Annotated in this window: 17 protein-coding genes and 1 riboswitch; of the genes, 15 read left to right on the top strand and 2 right to left on the bottom strand. The window is 60.7% G+C overall.

All coding sequences use genetic code 11. The features are described 5' to 3' along the window. Positions 1 to 237 precede the first annotated feature (237 nt). The 3 genes from DOM54_RS03925 to DOM54_RS20565 all read left to right on the top strand — a co-directional run bounded on the left by DOM54_RS03925 (position 238) and on the right by DOM54_RS20565 (position 2,461). Positions 238 to 1,704 (top strand): TIR domain-containing anti-phage reverse transcriptase, encoded by a 1,467-nt coding sequence (locus DOM54_RS03925; protein ID WP_110715048.1) that lies wholly within the window; start codon positions 238 to 240, stop codon positions 1,702 to 1,704. 326 nt (positions 1,705 to 2,030) lie between these two features. Further along, positions 2,031 to 2,249: a hypothetical protein gene (locus DOM54_RS20230; RefSeq protein ID WP_206019011.1), complete on the top strand. Its 219-nt coding sequence runs from the start codon at positions 2,031 to 2,033 to the stop codon at positions 2,247 to 2,249. Further along, positions 2,180 to 2,461 carry a LysE family translocator gene (locus DOM54_RS20565; protein WP_206018999.1) on the top strand — a complete coding sequence of 94 codons (282 nt, stop codon included), beginning with the start codon at positions 2,180 to 2,182 and terminating at the stop codon, positions 2,459 to 2,461. Before DOM54_RS20230 ends, DOM54_RS20565 begins: the two co-directional genes overlap by 70 nt. Positions 2,462 to 2,699: 238 nt before the next feature. Here the strand turns inward: DOM54_RS20565 and DOM54_RS19950 are convergent, their stop codons facing one another. Further along, positions 2,700 to 2,909 (bottom strand): hypothetical protein, encoded by a 210-nt coding sequence (locus DOM54_RS19950; RefSeq protein WP_162619753.1) that lies wholly within the window; start codon positions 2,907 to 2,909, stop codon positions 2,700 to 2,702. 152 nt (positions 2,910 to 3,061) lie between these two features. Here DOM54_RS19950 and DOM54_RS03915 point away from each other — a divergent pair, with 152 nt between their 5' ends. Continuing rightward, entirely contained in the window at positions 3,062 to 3,997 is a 936-nt protein-coding gene (locus tag DOM54_RS03915) for a pirin family protein (RefSeq protein ID WP_110715047.1), read from the top strand. Positions 3,998 to 4,088: 91 nt separating this feature from the next. After that, on the top strand, positions 4,089 to 4,214 hold the full coding sequence (locus DOM54_RS20510) for a hypothetical protein (RefSeq protein ID WP_276309660.1): 126 nt from the start codon (positions 4,089 to 4,091) through the stop codon (positions 4,212 to 4,214). Between the two features lie 126 nt (positions 4,215 to 4,340). On the opposite strand, the gene DOM54_RS03910 is transcribed toward DOM54_RS20510, so the two are convergent. Beyond that, the gene (locus DOM54_RS03910; protein ID WP_110715046.1) at positions 4,341 to 5,267 is read right to left on the bottom strand and encodes a LysR family transcriptional regulator; all 927 of its coding nucleotides are present in this window, start codon (positions 5,265 to 5,267) and stop codon (positions 4,341 to 4,343) included. Between the two features lie 231 nt (positions 5,268 to 5,498). On the opposite strand from DOM54_RS03910, the gene DOM54_RS03905 reads away from it, so the two are divergent. From DOM54_RS03905 to DOM54_RS03860, 10 genes are all read left to right on the top strand, one after another. Next, positions 5,499 to 6,578 (top strand): 4-oxalomesaconate tautomerase, encoded by a 1,080-nt coding sequence (locus tag DOM54_RS03905; RefSeq protein ID WP_110715045.1) that lies wholly within the window; start codon positions 5,499 to 5,501, stop codon positions 6,576 to 6,578. Positions 6,579 to 6,708: 130 nt separating this feature from the next. After that, positions 6,709 to 7,818 carry a Bug family tripartite tricarboxylate transporter substrate binding protein gene (locus DOM54_RS03900; RefSeq protein ID WP_240613754.1) on the top strand — a complete coding sequence of 370 codons (1,110 nt, stop codon included), beginning with the start codon at positions 6,709 to 6,711 and terminating at the stop codon, positions 7,816 to 7,818. A 40-nt stretch (positions 7,819 to 7,858) separates the two neighbouring features. Further along, complete coding sequence (locus DOM54_RS03895; RefSeq protein WP_110715044.1) at positions 7,859 to 9,811, top strand: tripartite tricarboxylate transporter permease; 1,953 nt, start codon at positions 7,859 to 7,861, stop codon at positions 9,809 to 9,811. 205 nt (positions 9,812 to 10,016) lie between these two features. Next, a complete protein-coding gene (locus DOM54_RS03890; protein WP_110715043.1) occupies positions 10,017 to 10,931 on the top strand; it encodes an MBL fold metallo-hydrolase in 915 nt (304 codons plus the stop codon). 82 nt (positions 10,932 to 11,013) lie between these two features. Then, positions 11,014 to 11,098, top strand: a riboswitch (Fluoride riboswitch). Between the two features lie 102 nt (positions 11,099 to 11,200). Beyond that, positions 11,201 to 11,602 carry a fluoride efflux transporter CrcB gene (gene crcB / locus DOM54_RS03885; protein WP_110715042.1) on the top strand — a complete coding sequence of 134 codons (402 nt, stop codon included), beginning with the start codon at positions 11,201 to 11,203 and terminating at the stop codon, positions 11,600 to 11,602. Then, a complete protein-coding gene (locus DOM54_RS03880; protein WP_110715041.1) occupies positions 11,599 to 11,934 on the top strand; it encodes a DUF190 domain-containing protein in 336 nt (111 codons plus the stop codon). The genes crcB and DOM54_RS03880 overlap by 4 nt, the downstream gene beginning before the upstream one ends. A gap of 94 nt (positions 11,935 to 12,028) precedes the next feature. Beyond that, positions 12,029 to 12,379 carry an ArsR/SmtB family transcription factor gene (locus DOM54_RS03875; protein ID WP_110715040.1) on the top strand — a complete coding sequence of 117 codons (351 nt, stop codon included), beginning with the start codon at positions 12,029 to 12,031 and terminating at the stop codon, positions 12,377 to 12,379. 7 nt (positions 12,380 to 12,386) lie between these two features. Further along, positions 12,387 to 12,803: an arsenate reductase (glutaredoxin) gene (gene arsC / locus DOM54_RS03870; RefSeq protein WP_110715039.1), complete on the top strand. Its 417-nt coding sequence runs from the start codon at positions 12,387 to 12,389 to the stop codon at positions 12,801 to 12,803. 31 nt (positions 12,804 to 12,834) lie between these two features. Next, the gene (arsH, locus tag DOM54_RS03865) at positions 12,835 to 13,563 is read left to right on the top strand and encodes an arsenical resistance protein ArsH (protein WP_110715137.1); all 729 of its coding nucleotides are present in this window, start codon (positions 12,835 to 12,837) and stop codon (positions 13,561 to 13,563) included. 55 nt (positions 13,564 to 13,618) lie between these two features. Next, complete coding sequence (locus tag DOM54_RS03860) at positions 13,619 to 14,929, top strand: arsenic transporter (protein WP_110715038.1); 1,311 nt, start codon at positions 13,619 to 13,621, stop codon at positions 14,927 to 14,929. Positions 14,930 to 14,935 lie beyond the last annotated feature (6 nt).

The raw sequence follows: 14,935 nt of genomic DNA, 5'->3' as shown, positions 1-14,935 counted from the left end.
GAACAGGGAATTAGTGTTGGGCGGGAAAAGGGATGGGAGGGATGCTAGTCAATGAACGTACATTCTGATAATTTGAAACGGCGCTTTTCCCTTCATCATGCAATGCTACCGTTGCACACAGATAGAACGTGAGGGACAAACGCCCCTCTACGCCATCGCGCCAGGATTACGCTGATTGTCGGATCGCCAATTAGCGCGCGGCAGAAAGTTACGGGGAAAAGCGCTTTTAATTTACATATGAAACTAATTGAAAAAGAAGAAAATCCGCTTCGGGATATAAAATCAATAGACGACCTTTTGTCGGTGTTGAATATCGAAAAAGGAAAGCTTTTTTACGTTCTATATGAAGTTGGTGTTGATAAAAGATATAAGAAGTTTTCAATACCCAAGAAAAGAGGTGGCGAGAGACCTATTTCGGCGCCTACAAAAGGGCTAAGGTTGGCGCAATATCGTTTGTTTAAATTGTTAACGGATAATATAGAGTTTAAGCAGTGTGCAACCGGCTTTGTCAGTAAACGGGGGATAATAAAAAACGCTAAAGTCCACAAGGGGACGAAATGGATCCTTAATGTGGACATCGAAGATTTTTTTGGCACGATAAATTTTGGCAGAGTGCGAGGGGTTTTTATGTCGAGCCCTTTTGATATGCCTAAGCAAGTGGCTACTCTTATAGCTAAAATATGTACTTTTAATAATGCTCTACCTCAAGGCGCCCCTACATCTCCTGTTATATCTAATATAATAGCGTCGTCCTTAGATAATAAGTTGCTACGATTGAGCAAGCAATATCGTTTAAGATATACGCGCTATGCTGATGATATAACATTGTCGGGTTTTGGCCAGCCTCCACAAGATATTGCAAAAATAGTAGAACAAAAGACAGTTCTGAGCGAAAAACTTGTTGCTGCTTTTACAAAGTCTGGATTTAAAGTAAATGAATCCAAAACAAGATTGCAGAAAAAAGTAGTGCGGCAAGAAGTCACCGGGTTGGTTATAAATAGTAAAGTCAATGTGCCGGTTGAGTTCAAGAAAAGCTTAAGGGCTGCAATTCATCAGTGGTGCGATAATCCAGAAGAAGCAGAGCGGAAGTTTTTAGCATCAACTGGAAAGATTAAAGAAGGAGAGGAGGTGACCCAAGGAGGTCAGATTCTTAAGAGAAATATTTATGGGCGTTTGTCATACCTGGCGCAAGCAAAGGGCAATGAGGATCCGACATACATAAAGCTGGCTATGAAGATGGGGCGTGCGGATCCTGAGCCACCAAAATTCTTAAGGCGTATTATGGAAAAATACCACGAGTATCAAGTTTTTATATGTCATGCTTCCGAGGATAAAACTAAAATAGCATCTCCGCTGTATGAAGCGCTTGAAGAAAGGGAGATCTCAACTTTTATAGACAACAAAGTTATCGAGTGGGGGGATTCTCTAGTTGATACTATTAACCACGCACTGTACAAGGCGAAGTTGGTTGTTGCAGTGGTTTCGGAGAATTCTTTAGGCAAGAGTTGGCCACAAAAGGAAATTAATGCGGTTTTAGCCAGCGAAATTCAAGGTGAGAGTAAACTACTAGTGCTTGTTGATGGCGATGGTCAGGAGCTGCTAGGAAGGCTTTTCCTTCTGCAAGATAAGCTATACAGGCAATGGGAAGATAATCCAGATGAACTGGCAGATGAAATTGCACGGATCGCAATGAAGATTCAGTAGTGTCAACGAGATGTCAACCGCGTTGACGCTTAGAGACGTGCTTTGCCGATCCTGTCTCTTATAACCGACTGTTTTTGCGAATAAAGACGGCCAGCGGCAACGCCCTGTAACAACTTGTAATCAGTAGGTCCCGGGTTCGACTCCTGGTGTCGGCACCAGAGCTTAGAGATTGATTTAAAAGGCTAGTGAGCCTTGAAGAAAACCGCCCATCGAGGCGGTTTTTTCGTTTGCGTAGATTGGCTACGTAGAGGAAAGCGACCCATCGCCATGAGATGCTTGCAGCTGGGGTTTTTGATCACCTATCGAGTGCGACATCGCGAGCCGCCATGGAAAACATAATTGCTTTCATCTTCGCGGCCACGCTGCTCACCTTGACTCCCGGCCTCGATACGGCGCTGGTGCTCAGAACGGCTTCGATTGAGGGGCCCTGGCAGGCGGTGAAGGCCGCGCTCGGAATCAATGTCGGCTGTTTTCTATGGGGGCGGCGGTTGCCTTTGGCCTGGGCGCTGTCGTTGCCGTTTCAGAACTCGCTTACAGCGTGCTGAAGTATTGCGGCGCTGCTTACCTAGGCTGGCTGGGTCTGAACATGCTGCTTTCGCCCCGCTGCAGTATAGGGGCGTTCGATCTCCACTCGATCAAGCGTGAAAACTGGTTCCTGAAAGGCGTTCTGGGAAACGCGCTGAATCCAAAGGTGGGTGTCTTCTATGCATCATTCCTTCCTCAATTTATTCCCCAAGATAGCTCGTTAGTCGTCTAGACGTTTGGACTCGTGGCCATTCACGTGCTAATTGGTTCGGCGTGGTGCCTGACTCTTATCGCCGCGACTCGACCGCTCGGTCGCTTCCTGCGCAAAGCGCGTGTTATCCAGTGGCTGGATAGAACTACCGGTATGGTGCTGCTGCTGTTCGCCGCGCGCCTGGCCTATAGTCAGCGCTGACTTCTGATAAGCCGCATCGTTGGACGGCAGTGGGTGAAGCGGCTTCGTCGCCATCCGGCTACGATTCCTCTGCAGTGGGGTGATCTCCCGGTCGTCGATACCCATGCCGTTTCCGGACGAGGTTGGAGCGTGCCGTGGTGAAGAGCCGGGTACCCGGTTCATCGCGCAGGGCCCGCACGTCGTCGATGAGTGCCAGCGTGTCGGTCTGGCGCGGACAGTGCAGCGAGCGATGCCCGGCTCGGCCATCAAGTCGATCGTCAGGTGCCATCTCGTCGCAGTGCCTTTGGCGTTCCCTGTTCAGCAACACGGTCGGACGGTCCCCAAGGCTAGTCATCAAAACGCTCCGAGCGCTAAATTGACGCTTGATGGCAGCGGGTCCGACTTCACTCCCGCCGCACCTGCCGAGGAGAAAAAAACCCCATGAGCTGGAATCCCGCATTCGAGCCCGGCTGCCCCAATGACGTTGACATCGACGCGATCGAGACATTGATCATTCCCCGCGCCCGCGATCTGGGGGGATTCGAAGTTCGACGCGCGCTACCGGCACCCAAGCGGCAGATGGTCGGGCCGTTCATTTTCTTCGACCAGGCCGGGCCGGCCGAGCTGTTGACCGGCCAGTGCATCGATGTCCGCCCACACCCGCATATCGGTCTCGGCACGGTGACCTATCTTTTTCGCGGGGATTTCCATCACCGCGACAGCACCGGGGCCGACCAGATCATTCAGCCTGGCGCAGTGAACTGGATGGTCGCCGGACGCGGTGTTACCCACTCCGAACGCACGACGAGCGCTGCCCGAAATGCCGCCAACAGCCTGTTCGGAATCCAGACCTGGCTGGCACTCCCCGAAAGCCACGAGGACATGGCGCCCACGTTCGAGCACCACGGCAAGGCGACGCTGCCGGTCATCGAGGATGGCGGTACGCGTGTTCGGCTGATCCTCGGTAGCGCCTACGGCAAGACCGCCCCTGCCTCGATGTTCTCCGAGACCTTCTACGCCGAGGTGACACTCGAAGCGAAAAGCCTGCTGCCCCTACCGGATGATCACGAGGATCGGGGCATCTATATCGTCGAGGGCGCGATCTCGATCGCTGGCCAGGATTACGCCGCGCCTCAGATGATGGTTTTTCGGCCCGGCGACCGCATCACCGTCGCTGCCGGTGGAGCCGGTGCACGGCTGATGATTCTGGGCGGCGCCACGCTCGGCGGTCCTCGCTACATCTGGTGGAACTTCGTCGCCTCTTCTCGCGAGCGCATCGAGGAGGCCAAGGCCGAATGGCGGGCCGAAGACTGGGGGCGTGGGCGCTTCGATCTTCCGGTGGATGACCGGGAGGAACATATACCGCTGCCGAGCTGACCGGCGGCGAGCCGGAATAGCGGCGGGTGCGCCCGACACTCCGGGAGCGACATCGCTCCCCGGTATGGGACCGAACGTGGACAAGGAAGTCATGACAGATCGTCTGCCCCCGCCGGCAGGTCAGTATCCCGCCCGCAAGATCCGCATCCTCACCGAGCTGCTGATCGAGAGTTTCGAGCAGACCCCGCAACGTTGGGGTTTGAGTGTCGAAGCATGACGGGTTCGCGGCCTCTTTCCGGCCAGGCTCTAGCCGAGATGATCTTGGGCGCGGGTGACCTCACGTCAACGTTCCTGGGGCAAGTCCCAGGAGCCCAGAGGTGAACGGTCGACGGGAATTGCATCGTTACAAGTTGATCGGCCCGATGCCACCTTCAATGCCGCCCTTGTCCCAGTGTTTCAGTAGTGTCTCGACGAAGCGCTCCGCCGCCGGTGATAGCGCGCTATCCCGTCGCCTTACCATTCCCAGGGTCCGTTTCACCAGCGGCTCGATCAGCGGACACTGGACCAGCAGCGGGTGTTCCTGGTCGGGCATCGACAGGCGGGGAACCGCCGCGACGCCCAGCCCGGCCTCGACCATGCCGAGCGAGGTCGATAGGTGCTGGACCTCGTAGAACCAGCTCGGTCGCTGGGTCAGCGACGAGAGTTCGTGGTCCAGCAGCATCCGGTTGCCGCTCATCTTTCCCACCCCGATCAGCTTGTGCTCGCTGAGCTCGCTCCAGGTGACGCTGCCATGCGTTGCCAGCGGATGATCGTGCCGACAGACCAGCACGAACGGCTCGACGACCAGGGGAGTAAAGACGATATCGGGGTGATGCCCGCTGAGCATGTTGATGCCGAATTCGGCTTCGCCGCTCAATACGGCACCGAGTCCGTCGTTCGCGCTCAGGTCGAGAAGGCGGATTCGGATATTGGGATAGCGGGCGTTGTACTCACGGATGACGGCAGGGAGGAAATAGAACGCGGCGGTGGGTATGCAGGCCAGCGTGATCTGGCCGATCCGGTTCTCGGCCAGGGCGCGAATGTTGAACAGGGCATGGTCGAACTCATCCACCAGTCGCTTGGCCTGGGGGAAGAAGTCCCGCCCGACGGTGGTGAGCGAAACGCTGCGCGTCGTGCGCGCCAATAGCGGCGTGCCCAGAATGGATTCCAGCTTCTTGATGCGTCGGCTCAGGGCCGGCTGGGAGAGATTGAGCGACTGCGCCGCCGCCTGGAAGCTCTCGAGTTCCGCGACCTTGAGGAACGCCTGAATCTGCTGCAGCTCATAGTTCACAACTTAAAGCTCATAGTTCATTGGTCGAATACCGCCTCGGCAGACCTCTCTGGAAAATGTAGCGGATGAATCATTTTAATAATAAATATCAAAAGGTTATGTGATTTTGGTCTATTGATGTCTTTGGTGCATTAATGGTCACGATAATTGCATTGGATCACTCGATACAAGCGTGCGAGTTTGCCTTCCACCAGTGGCCGCGGGTCGGCCGAAACGTGGAAGGAACGATCTATGCAAGCCATTCCCTGCGTGCTGATGCGCGGTGGTACATCGAAGGGCCCGGTATTTCTGGGTAGCGATCTGCCTCGGGATCCTGCCCGGCGCGACGAGGTGCTGCTGGCGCTGATGGGATCGGGCAACGAACTGGAAGTGGACGGCATCGGCGGCGGTTACCCGCAGACCAGCAAGGTCGCCATCGTGTCGCCCTCGTCGGAGCCCGGTATCGATGTGGATTATCTGTTCGTCCAGGTCATGGTCGAACAGCGGCGCGTGGATACCTCCCCCAACTGCGGCAACATGCTGAGCGCGGTCGGTCCCTTTGCGATCGAGCAGGGCCTGGTAGCGGCCCAGGGCGATGTCACGCGGGTCACGATCCGCAACGTCAATACCCAGAGCGTCATCGATGCCGATATCCAGACGCCGGACGGCCGGGTCGCTTACGTCGGCGAGACGCATATCGATGGTGTCCCCGGCACCGCCGCGCCGGTGTTGCTGGAGTTTCGCAACGTCGTGGGAGCGAAAACCGGCGAGCTCTATCCCACCGGCCGGCCACGAGACGTCATCGACGGCCTCGAGGTGACCTGTCTCGACGCCGCCATGCCCATGGTACTCCTCCGGGCTGCAGATCTCGGCAAACGGGGTGACGCGTCGCCGGCCGAACTCGATGGCGATCGCGAGCTGATGGCCAGGCTGGAGTCGATCCGACGACAGGCCGGAGCCGCCATGGGTCTGGGCGATGTCGCCGACAAGGTGATCCCCAAACCCGTTCTGATCAGTGCGCCGCAAGCGGGCGGTATTTTGCAGGTGCGCTATTTCATGCCGCACCGGTGCCATCGCGCGCTTGCCATCACCGGTGCAGTGGGGCTTGCCGTGGCGTGTGCCGACAGCCGCGGTATCACCGACGGCCTCGCCAGCGTGCCGGACGACAACGGACTGATGGAGTTCGAGCATCCAAGCGGCCGGCTGGGCGTGGTCAGCCATTGGCCCACGGGGCAGCCGTGGCCGCGCTGTTCGCTGGTGCGTACCGCTCGCCGGCTGTTCAGCGGTTCGGTATTCGTCCCGGAAACGCTGGAGCTGGATGCCGCCGGCTGAGGACGTCGGACACCTTATCCAAGGAAATACTGAATAAATCGACGAGCAGGATGAAGCGCAACGCAGCGATTCGCCTGCGCAGGCATTTATGCAGTGTTTCCCCAACACAACACCAAGAGAAGGAGAGGATATGCACGCCAAGCCAAAACTCTCGCGAATGCCTTGCCGGCGCTGGTGGATCGCCTGTGCGCTGGCGCTGTTACCGCTATTCGCCGAAGCCGACGACGGCCAGCCCATGCCCGACACGCTGACCTGGACCGTGCCGTTCGGGGTCGGCGGGGGCACCGATGTCTGGGCGCGCTTCATGTCGCATTGGATGGCGCAGTCGCTGCCCTCGCATCCCGCCATCGTCGTCGACAACGTGCCTGGGGGCGGTTCGATCACCGGTACCAATCTCTTCTATACCCGCGCTCAGCCCAATGGCGAGGAGATGCTGGTCACTTCGGCCTCCACGCAGTTCCCGGCCATGCTGCAGGATCCTCGGGTCCGCTTCGATTACGCCAAGTGGACGCCGATCATTGCCGCGCCCACCGGCGGCGTGGTCTACGTCCAGCCGCGCTTCGGCAAGGAGACCGCCGAGATTCTCGACAATCTGCGCGAGGAGCCGACGAAGTTCGCGATGCAGACGCCGACCGGGCTCGAGATGCCGGTGATGCTGGCATTCGACATGCTGGGCCTGGCGGTCGAGCCGGTCTTCGGCATGCGCAGTCGTGGCGAGGGGCGCCTGGCGTTCGAGCGCGGAGAGGCCGGGGTCGATTTCCAGACCACCTCTGCCTACTTCAGCAGCGTCACGCCGCTGGTCGAATCCGGCCAGGCCGTGCCGCTCTTTTCGCTGGGCGTGATGAACGAAGAGGGCGTGATCGTGCGTGATCCCGCCTTCCCCGATCTGCCCACGTTCTCGGAACTCTATCTGGCCCAGCCCGGCGCCAGCCGAGACGACGTCGCCTACGAGGTCTTCCACAAGTTCTTCGCCTCCGGCTATGCCCTGCAGAAACTGCTGCTGGTGCCCAAGCAGGTCGATGCCGAGCTGCTGGGGCGTTATCGCGCCGCTGCCAAGGACCTGACGACGAACGAGGCGTTTATTGCCGCCGCGCGTCAGCAGGTCGGGCCGTACGAGCCGGTCGTGGGAGAAGTTGCCGCCAAGCAGCTGGCGTCAGCGATGGAACTCAGCGATGCCCGTCGTCAATGGGTCGTCGACTGGCTCAAGGATCGTTACGGCGTGCGGGTCGTGACGCGTTAACTGATTCGTCGTCGCCGAGACGGTATGAGGAGACAACACAATGATAGATGCCTTGGTCGCGAGTTTAGGCGAGGTATTCAGTGCCTCGCATCTGGTCTACATGGGTCTGGGGGTGATGATCGGTCTGCTGGTCGGCATCATTCCCGGGTTGGGCGGGATTGCCGGCATGGCGCTGCTGCTGCCGTTTCTTTACGGCATGGAGCCGGGATTGGCGCTGGGTATGCTGATGGGCATGGTCGCGGTCATTCCCACGGGAGACACGTTCACCTCGGTGCTGATGGGAATTCCTGGTTCGAGCGCCTCCCAGGCTACCGTGATGGACGGCTTCCCACTGGCCAAGAAGGGCCAAGCGGCGCGGGCGCTGGCTAGCGCCTTCCTGTCATCGCTGTGCGGCGGCGTTATCGGCGCCATCGTGTTGACCGGATTCATCCTGGTTGCGCGGCCGCTGGTGCTGGCGTTCTCGTCGGCGGAACTGTTCGTGCTGACGCTGCTGGGGCTGGCCATGGTCGCGGTGCTCTCCGGCGACAGCCTGTTCAAGGGCATGGCCGCCTGCGGCCTGGGATTGCTGGCCGGGGCGATCGGGACGGCGCCGGCGACCGGCGAGTTTCGCCTCAACCTTGGCGTCGAGTATCTGTTCGACGGTATCCCGCTGATCGTCGTAGGGCTGGCGATCTTTGCGTTGCCGGAGATCGTCGATCTGCTCATTCGGCGCGGCAGTATCGCCCGTGAGCAGACGTCGCTGGGCCATGGGTGGCGCCAGGGCATTCGCGACGTCGTCGACAATCGCGGTCTGGTCGCCAAGTGCGCCGGTATGGGGAGCCTCATCGGCACCATCCCCGGGCTCGCCGGCTCGGTCGTCGACTGGCTCACCTATGCGTTCGCATCGAAGACGAAGGGCGAGAAGCATTTTGGCCACGGCGACATTCGCGGCGTCATCGCGCCGGAGTCGGCCAACAACGCCTGTGCCTGCGGGGCCATGGTGCCGACGCTGCTGTTCGGCGTGCCGGGTTCGGGCACGGCGGCGATCTTTCTGGGCGGACTGCTGCTGCTGGGGCTTGAGCCCGGGGTTAGCATGATCACCACCCACCTGGATCTCACTTACACCATCATCTGGTCGCTGGCGCTGGCCAATATCCTCGGTGCCGCACTGTGCCTGATGCTGGCGCGGCCGGTCGCCCAGCTCACGCGCATCCCCTTCGTGCTGCTGGCGCCGGTGATCACCACGCTGATCCTGTTTGCCGCCTTCCAGGCCACCCGGTCGTTGGGCGACTGGTACACCCTGGTCGCCGTCGGCGCGATCGGGCTACTGTTCAAGCAGGCCGGCTGGTCCCGTCCCGCTTTCCTGATCGGCTTCGTGCTCGCACCGGGTGCCGAGACCTACTTCTATCAGAGCGTGCAGTTCCATGGCATGGCGGCGTTTCTTCGCCCCGGGGTCATCATCATTCTGGCATTGATCGCGCTGGCGTTTGCCTTCCCGCTGATCAAGCGGTTGCTCCAGCGACGGCGGCAGCCGCTGGCGGTGGGTGCCGATGTCAACCGCCAGACGGCCGACTCGCCGGCGCCGACCTTCGGCAAGATCGATCTGGTGCTGGTCGCGGGCATGCTCGCACTGGCGGCCGGTGCCTGGTACGACGTCAGCGGCATGTCGATGATCGGCGGCATCTTCCCGATGCTGGCCATCGCGATCATGGCCATCGGCGCGTTGCTGACCGGCGCCCAGGCGTGGAAGGGGCAGGCAACCTGGGTCAGCCAACCCATCGGCCAGCCGCTGGTCTGGCTCGGCGGACTGCTGGCCCTGATCGTCGTGGCCTCGCTACTCGGCTTCATCAGCACTGCGGTCCTCATGACGCTGTGCTTCATCCGGTTCGTTGCCAAGGCACGCTGGTCGGCGGCGCTGCTGATCGCCATCGGCATTGGAATCTTCCTGCTCGGCATGCAGGCACTCCTGAACCTGCACTATCCCACGGGATGGCTGGACGCGATGCTGTTCTAAGCTGTCGCTCGTAGGGAGACTGAAGGACAACACCACCAAAACCAGGATGGCACCGGCGACACCGGTGCCGTTTTTTTGGCCTCGAGAGCGATGATACCCAGGAGGCATAACCGCAGGCGCCAAACGGGTCTTGATGTCAGAAATCGATATAACGTTATAACTGTACAGGCGTTACGCTAGGGGTAGGCTTTCCCAAGGAGTCGTCATGAAGACCTTCGCTCTCTCTCGGGGTGATGCAAACGGAGCCCGCCCTGATGTCGCCGGCTTTTTCGATCCCCGCACCTTCAGCATCCAGTATGTCGTCAGCGACCCACTCACAAGCCATTGCGCGATCATCGACCCCGTGCTCGACTACGATGAGAAGTCCGGCGCCACGACGACGTTCCAGGCCGATGAGCTGCTGGCCTATGTCGAGCGCAAAAGACTTAAGGTCGACTGGGTTCTGGATACCCATCCCCACGCGGATCACTTCTCCGCTGCCCGATATCTGCACGAGAAAACCGGTGCGCCTACCGCTATCGGCCAGCCGGTGATCCGGGTGCAGGCGCTATGGAAGGCAATCTACAACTGGCCGGATCTGAAGGACGACGGCAGCCAGTGGGATCATCTGTTCGATGACGGGGACACCTTCAAGCTGGGCGAACTCGACTGTCGCGTAATGCTCTCACCGGGTCATACGCCGGCCTCGATCACCTACCTGATCGGCGATGCGGCCTTCGTTCACGACACCCTGTTTCAGCCCGACTTCGGCACCGCCCGCGCCGACTTTCCCGGCGGAAGCGCTCATCAGTTGTGGCACTCGATCCAGGCGATCCTGGCGCTGTCCGACGAGACCCGGTTATTCACCGGTCACGACTACATGCCCGACGGCCGCGAACCGCAGTGGGAAAGCACGGTGCAGGAGCAGCGCGAGACCAACAAGCACCGACTCGATGACAGTAGCGAGGCCGAGTACGTCGAGCTGCGTCATCGTCGCGACCGCGAATTGCCGATGCCGAAGCTGATCCTGCATGCGCTGCAGGTCAATATCCTCGGCGGACGACTTCCCGAGCCGGAGAGCAACGGCAAACGCTATCTGAAGATTCCGCTCGACGCCCTGGAAGGCGCGGCGTGGGAGTGAGAGGGCGCCACTCTACGCATCAATAGGGCAGCGTGGCGTACCGGACTGCCAGTGGCGCGGCCGGCGCGTTCGGTGCTAAGGTCTCGGCGTGGGAGATGGCATTCCTCCCGAGCGGTTTTCCCGGTCGCTCGAACCACCGTCTATCGGTTAATGATGCCTGCGAGGCGCTTCGGTCGAGGCGTGTCAGCAGGTGTCCGTATTTCCTTCCTTGCTGGCTCGCCTCCTCGAGCGGATCATTCCATCAAAAGGATCTATCGAGGACGTCAGGTATGTGGTTGTCCGTATTGTCGATCGGGGCCGGTGCCGCGATTGGCGCGAATCTGCGATGGCTGTTGGGCGTCTGGCTCAACGCCCTGTTTCCGGCGATTCCGCCCGGTACGCTGGTGGCGAACCTGTTGGGCGCGTGGCTGATCGGCATCGGCATCGCGCTTTTCGCGCAACTGCCGTCCCTGTCGCCGGAGGTCCGATTGTTCGTGATCACCGGCTTCCTGGGCGCGCTGACCACGTTTTCCACCTTCTCCGCCGAGATGTTCGGCAACATCCAGGCGGGGCGCTACGGCATGGCGCTGCTGGGCATCGGCGTTCACGTGCTGGGCTCGCTGGTCATGACCGGCCTGGGTTTTCTGACCTACGGCGTCATCCAGAACCTGCTGGGAGGATCACAGTCATGAATCGGCTCAAGAGCGGCTATGAAGTGATATTCATCGTGCCGGAGTCGCGTCGGCACGAGGGCAAGCGCGTCTATGACTGGATCATCGAGACGGCGGAAAGTCTGGATCTCGGCCGGATGACCCAGCGCAGCGACGTCGAGGGGACCGGGGCGGACGGCAAGCTGCACTCCGCCCATTTCTTCGATCTGGCCGACCAGCCCATCGAGCTGATGTACGCGATGGACGAGGAGACGGCGGAGCGCTTCGTCACGGCCGTCGAGGCAACAGGGGCGCCAGTCTTCTGTCTCTGCCGACCCGTCTACTATGGCCAGTTGAACGACAAGAGCGGCTGAGGCGGCGCGGGGAGAGGCTCCCGAGGAACCTCTCCCTCCTCGATCTTTTTCAAAGGTCGTTGTCAGGCTTCAATGTGTCTTATATTCTGGACATATGGAAATAAAGAACGCTATCGACAGTTTCGCCGCCCTGTCCCAGGAGACGAGGCTCGAGACCTACCGGCTGCTGGTGAGCCATGAACCCGAGGGGCTTCCCGCCGGCGAGATCGCGCGTCAGCTCAGCGTGCCTCACAACACCCTGTCCGCCCATCTCTCGGTGCTGGCGCGGGCGGGGTGGGTCGTTTCCCGGCGGCAGAGCCGGTCGATCATCTACCGCGCCAATCTCTCTCACATGAGCGAGACGATCCGGTTCCTGGTTCGCGATTGCTGCGCCGGGCACCCGGAGGCCTGTGAACCTTTTCTGAACTGTTCCCCCGATGACGGGAATGCCGAAGACAAATCGTGAGGGCGCCATGAAGACGTTGATCTATCACAACCCCGCCTGTGGTACGTCGCGCAACACGCTGGCGATGATCGAGGCCTCCGGCGAGACGCCGGACGTGATCGAATACCTGAACACGCCGCCCACTCGCGAGCGCCTGGTCGAGCTGATCGCGATGATGGGCATCACGCCGCGAGAGCTGCTGCGCCGCAAGGGCACGCCGTTCGAGGAACTCGGCCTCGACGATCCGGCCCTGAGCGATGACCGGTTGATCGACGCGATGATGGCACACCCGATCCTGATCAACCGGCCGATCGTGGTCACCGACAAGGGCGCCCGACTGTGCCGGCCTTCGGAGCTCGTGCTGGCGCTGCTGGCCGACCCGGTGGCGACGTTCACCAAGGAAGACGGCGAAGTGGTGCGGGCCGATGGGGCCGGGCATGAGTGACGGCAATAGGCGTGCCAGCGGCGGGCGTGAAATGAGTGATTCTGTCGATCTCGACGACCTGCCCAATATCGATCCGGAGAAGTTGCAGCCGATCGATGTCGAGGCGCTGGTGGGCGCCGACGCGCCGCGCCATCCGCCAAGGATCCTGGTGCTCTATGGTTCGCTGCGCGAGCGCGCCTTTTCGCGGCTGGCATCCGAGGAGGCGGGCCGGCTGCTGCGCTGGTATGGCTGTGAGGTGAGAACCTTCAATCCGTCCGGTCTGCCGCTGCCGGACGATGCCGAGGCGGAGCACCCCAAGGTACGGGAGCTGCGTGATCTCGCCGAGTGGTCCGACGGTATGCTGTGGGTCAGTCCGGAGCGTCATGGCGCCATGACCGGGGTCATGAAGGCCCAGATCGACTGGATTCCGCTGTCGCTGGGTGGCGTGCGCCCGACCCAGGGCAAGACGCTGGCGGTGATGGAAGTCTCCGGCGGCAGCCAGAGCTTCAATGCGGTCAACCAACTGAGAATCCTGGGGCGCTGGATGCGGATGATCACCATCCCCAACCAGTCCTCCGTACCCAAGGCATTCACCGAGTTCGACGACGCCGGACGGATGAAACCCTCGCCGCTCTACATGAGAGTCGTCGATGTCTGCGAGGAACTGGTGAAGTTCACCTGGCTGACGCGGGGGCGCTCGGCCTATCTTACCGATCGCTATTCCGAGCGGGTCGAGAGCGCAGACGAACTCTCGCGTCGCGTCAATCAGGGCACTCACTGAAAGTGCTCGCTAAACGTAATTGCTAGAAAGTACTCACTGAACGCAGGGGCATTCGATGCTGGCACTGGCTATTTTCGTCGTCACCCTGATCCTGGTGATCTGGCAGCCCAAGGGTCTGGGAATCGGCTGGAGCGCCCTCGGCGGGGCGCTGGTGGCACTGCTGGCGGGCGTGGTGCGGCTCTCCGATGTCGGCGTGGTGTGGGATATCGTCTGGGATGCGACGTTTACCTTCGTCGCCCTGATCGTCATCTCGCTGATTCTCGACGAGGCTGGGTTCTTCGCCTGGGCGGCGCTGCATGTCGCCCGCTGGGGCAACGGCCGCGGGCATCTGCTGTTCCCGCTGGTGGTGGTGCTGGGCGCGGTCATCGCGGCGCTCTTCGCCAACGACGGCGCGGCGCTGCTGCTGACGCCGATCGTGATCGCGATCCTGTTGCGGCTGGACTTCTCGCCACCGGCGGCGCTGGCGTTCATCATCGCCACCGGCTTCGTCGCCGATTCCACCAGCCTGCCGCTGATCATCTCCAACCTGGTCAATATCGTCAGCGCCAACTACTTCGACATCGGCTTCGACCGCTACGCGGCAGTCATGGTGCCGGTCAACCTGGTTTCGCTGGCGGCGACCCTGGGCGTGCTCTGGATCGCCTTCGGCCGTCGGATCCCCAAGCGCTACTCGGTCGAGGAACTCGATGCCCCGCGCTCGGTGATCCAGGATCCGCTGATTTTCCGCACCGCGTTTCCGCTGCTGGCAGTTCTGCTCGTCGCCTACTTCGTCACCGCGCCGCTGGGTGTCCCCATCGCCTTCGTGACCGGTGCCGCGGCCATCGTGCTGATGGCGATCGCCGGTCGCTGGTGGCGGGGCGGCAAGGGCGCCGCCGTGTCGGTCACCGCGGCGCTCAAGGGCGCGCCGTGGCAGATCGTGCTGTTCTCCATCGGCATGTATCTGGTGGTCTACGGGCTGGGCAACGCGGGCCTGACCGACTATGGCGCCCGGGCGCTGCAGTGGCTGGCCGGGCAGGGCGACTTCATCGCTACCATCGGCACCGGCTTTCTCTCCGCCATCGTCGCCTCGATCATGAACAACCTGCCGTCGACGCTGGTGGGGGCGCTGGCCATCGACCGGGCCCAGGTGCCGGCGGTGACCCAGGAGCTGATGGTCTACGCCAATGTGATCGGCAACGACCTGGGGCCGAAGTTCACGCCCATCGGCAGCCTGGCGACGCTGCTGTGGCTGCATGTGCTGGCCGGCAAGGGTTACAAGATCGGCTGGGGGCAGTACATGAAGATCGGCCTGTTGATCACCCCGCCGGTACTGCTGGCGACGCTCGTCGCGCTGGCGCTGTGGCTGCCTGTCATTTCCACACCGTAAGGTGAG

This window comes from Salinicola acroporae, assembly GCF_003206615.1.
Taxonomy (GTDB): Bacteria; Pseudomonadota; Gammaproteobacteria; order Pseudomonadales; family Halomonadaceae; genus Salinicola; species Salinicola acroporae.
Note: the sequence above shows the minus strand (reverse complement) of the source record. Positions and strands in the feature narration are given on the sequence as shown.

Bases quoted from the DNA above. Each gene is read 5' to 3' on its own strand.
- DOM54_RS03925 (WP_110715048.1), top strand. From the start codon at position 238: ATGAAACTAATTGAAAAAGAAGAAAATCCGCTTCGGGATATAAAATCA.
- DOM54_RS20230 (WP_206019011.1), top strand. From the start codon at position 2,031: ATGGAAAACATAATTGCTTTCATCTTCGCGGCCACGCTGCTCACCTTG.
- DOM54_RS20565 (WP_206018999.1), top strand. From the start codon at position 2,180: ATGGGGGCGGCGGTTGCCTTTGGCCTGGGCGCTGTCGTTGCCGTTTCA.
- DOM54_RS19950 (WP_162619753.1), bottom strand. From the start codon at position 2,909: ATGGCACCTGACGATCGACTTGATGGCCGAGCCGGGCATCGCTCGCTG.
- DOM54_RS03915 (WP_110715047.1), top strand. From the start codon at position 3,062: ATGAGCTGGAATCCCGCATTCGAGCCCGGCTGCCCCAATGACGTTGAC.
- DOM54_RS20510 (WP_276309660.1), top strand. From the start codon at position 4,089: ATGACAGATCGTCTGCCCCCGCCGGCAGGTCAGTATCCCGCCCGCAAG.
- DOM54_RS03905 (WP_110715045.1), top strand. From the start codon at position 5,499: ATGCAAGCCATTCCCTGCGTGCTGATGCGCGGTGGTACATCGAAGGGC.
- DOM54_RS03900 (WP_240613754.1), top strand. From the start codon at position 6,709: ATGCACGCCAAGCCAAAACTCTCGCGAATGCCTTGCCGGCGCTGGTGG.
- DOM54_RS03895 (WP_110715044.1), top strand. From the start codon at position 7,859: ATGATAGATGCCTTGGTCGCGAGTTTAGGCGAGGTATTCAGTGCCTCG.
- DOM54_RS03890 (WP_110715043.1), top strand. From the start codon at position 10,017: ATGAAGACCTTCGCTCTCTCTCGGGGTGATGCAAACGGAGCCCGCCCT.
- crcB (WP_110715042.1), top strand. From the start codon at position 11,201: ATGTGGTTGTCCGTATTGTCGATCGGGGCCGGTGCCGCGATTGGCGCG.
- DOM54_RS03880 (WP_110715041.1), top strand. From the start codon at position 11,599: ATGAATCGGCTCAAGAGCGGCTATGAAGTGATATTCATCGTGCCGGAG.
- DOM54_RS03875 (WP_110715040.1), top strand. From the start codon at position 12,029: ATGGAAATAAAGAACGCTATCGACAGTTTCGCCGCCCTGTCCCAGGAG.
- arsC (WP_110715039.1), top strand. From the start codon at position 12,387: ATGAAGACGTTGATCTATCACAACCCCGCCTGTGGTACGTCGCGCAAC.
- arsH (WP_110715137.1), top strand. From the start codon at position 12,835: ATGAGTGATTCTGTCGATCTCGACGACCTGCCCAATATCGATCCGGAG.
- DOM54_RS03860 (WP_110715038.1), top strand. From the start codon at position 13,619: ATGCTGGCACTGGCTATTTTCGTCGTCACCCTGATCCTGGTGATCTGG.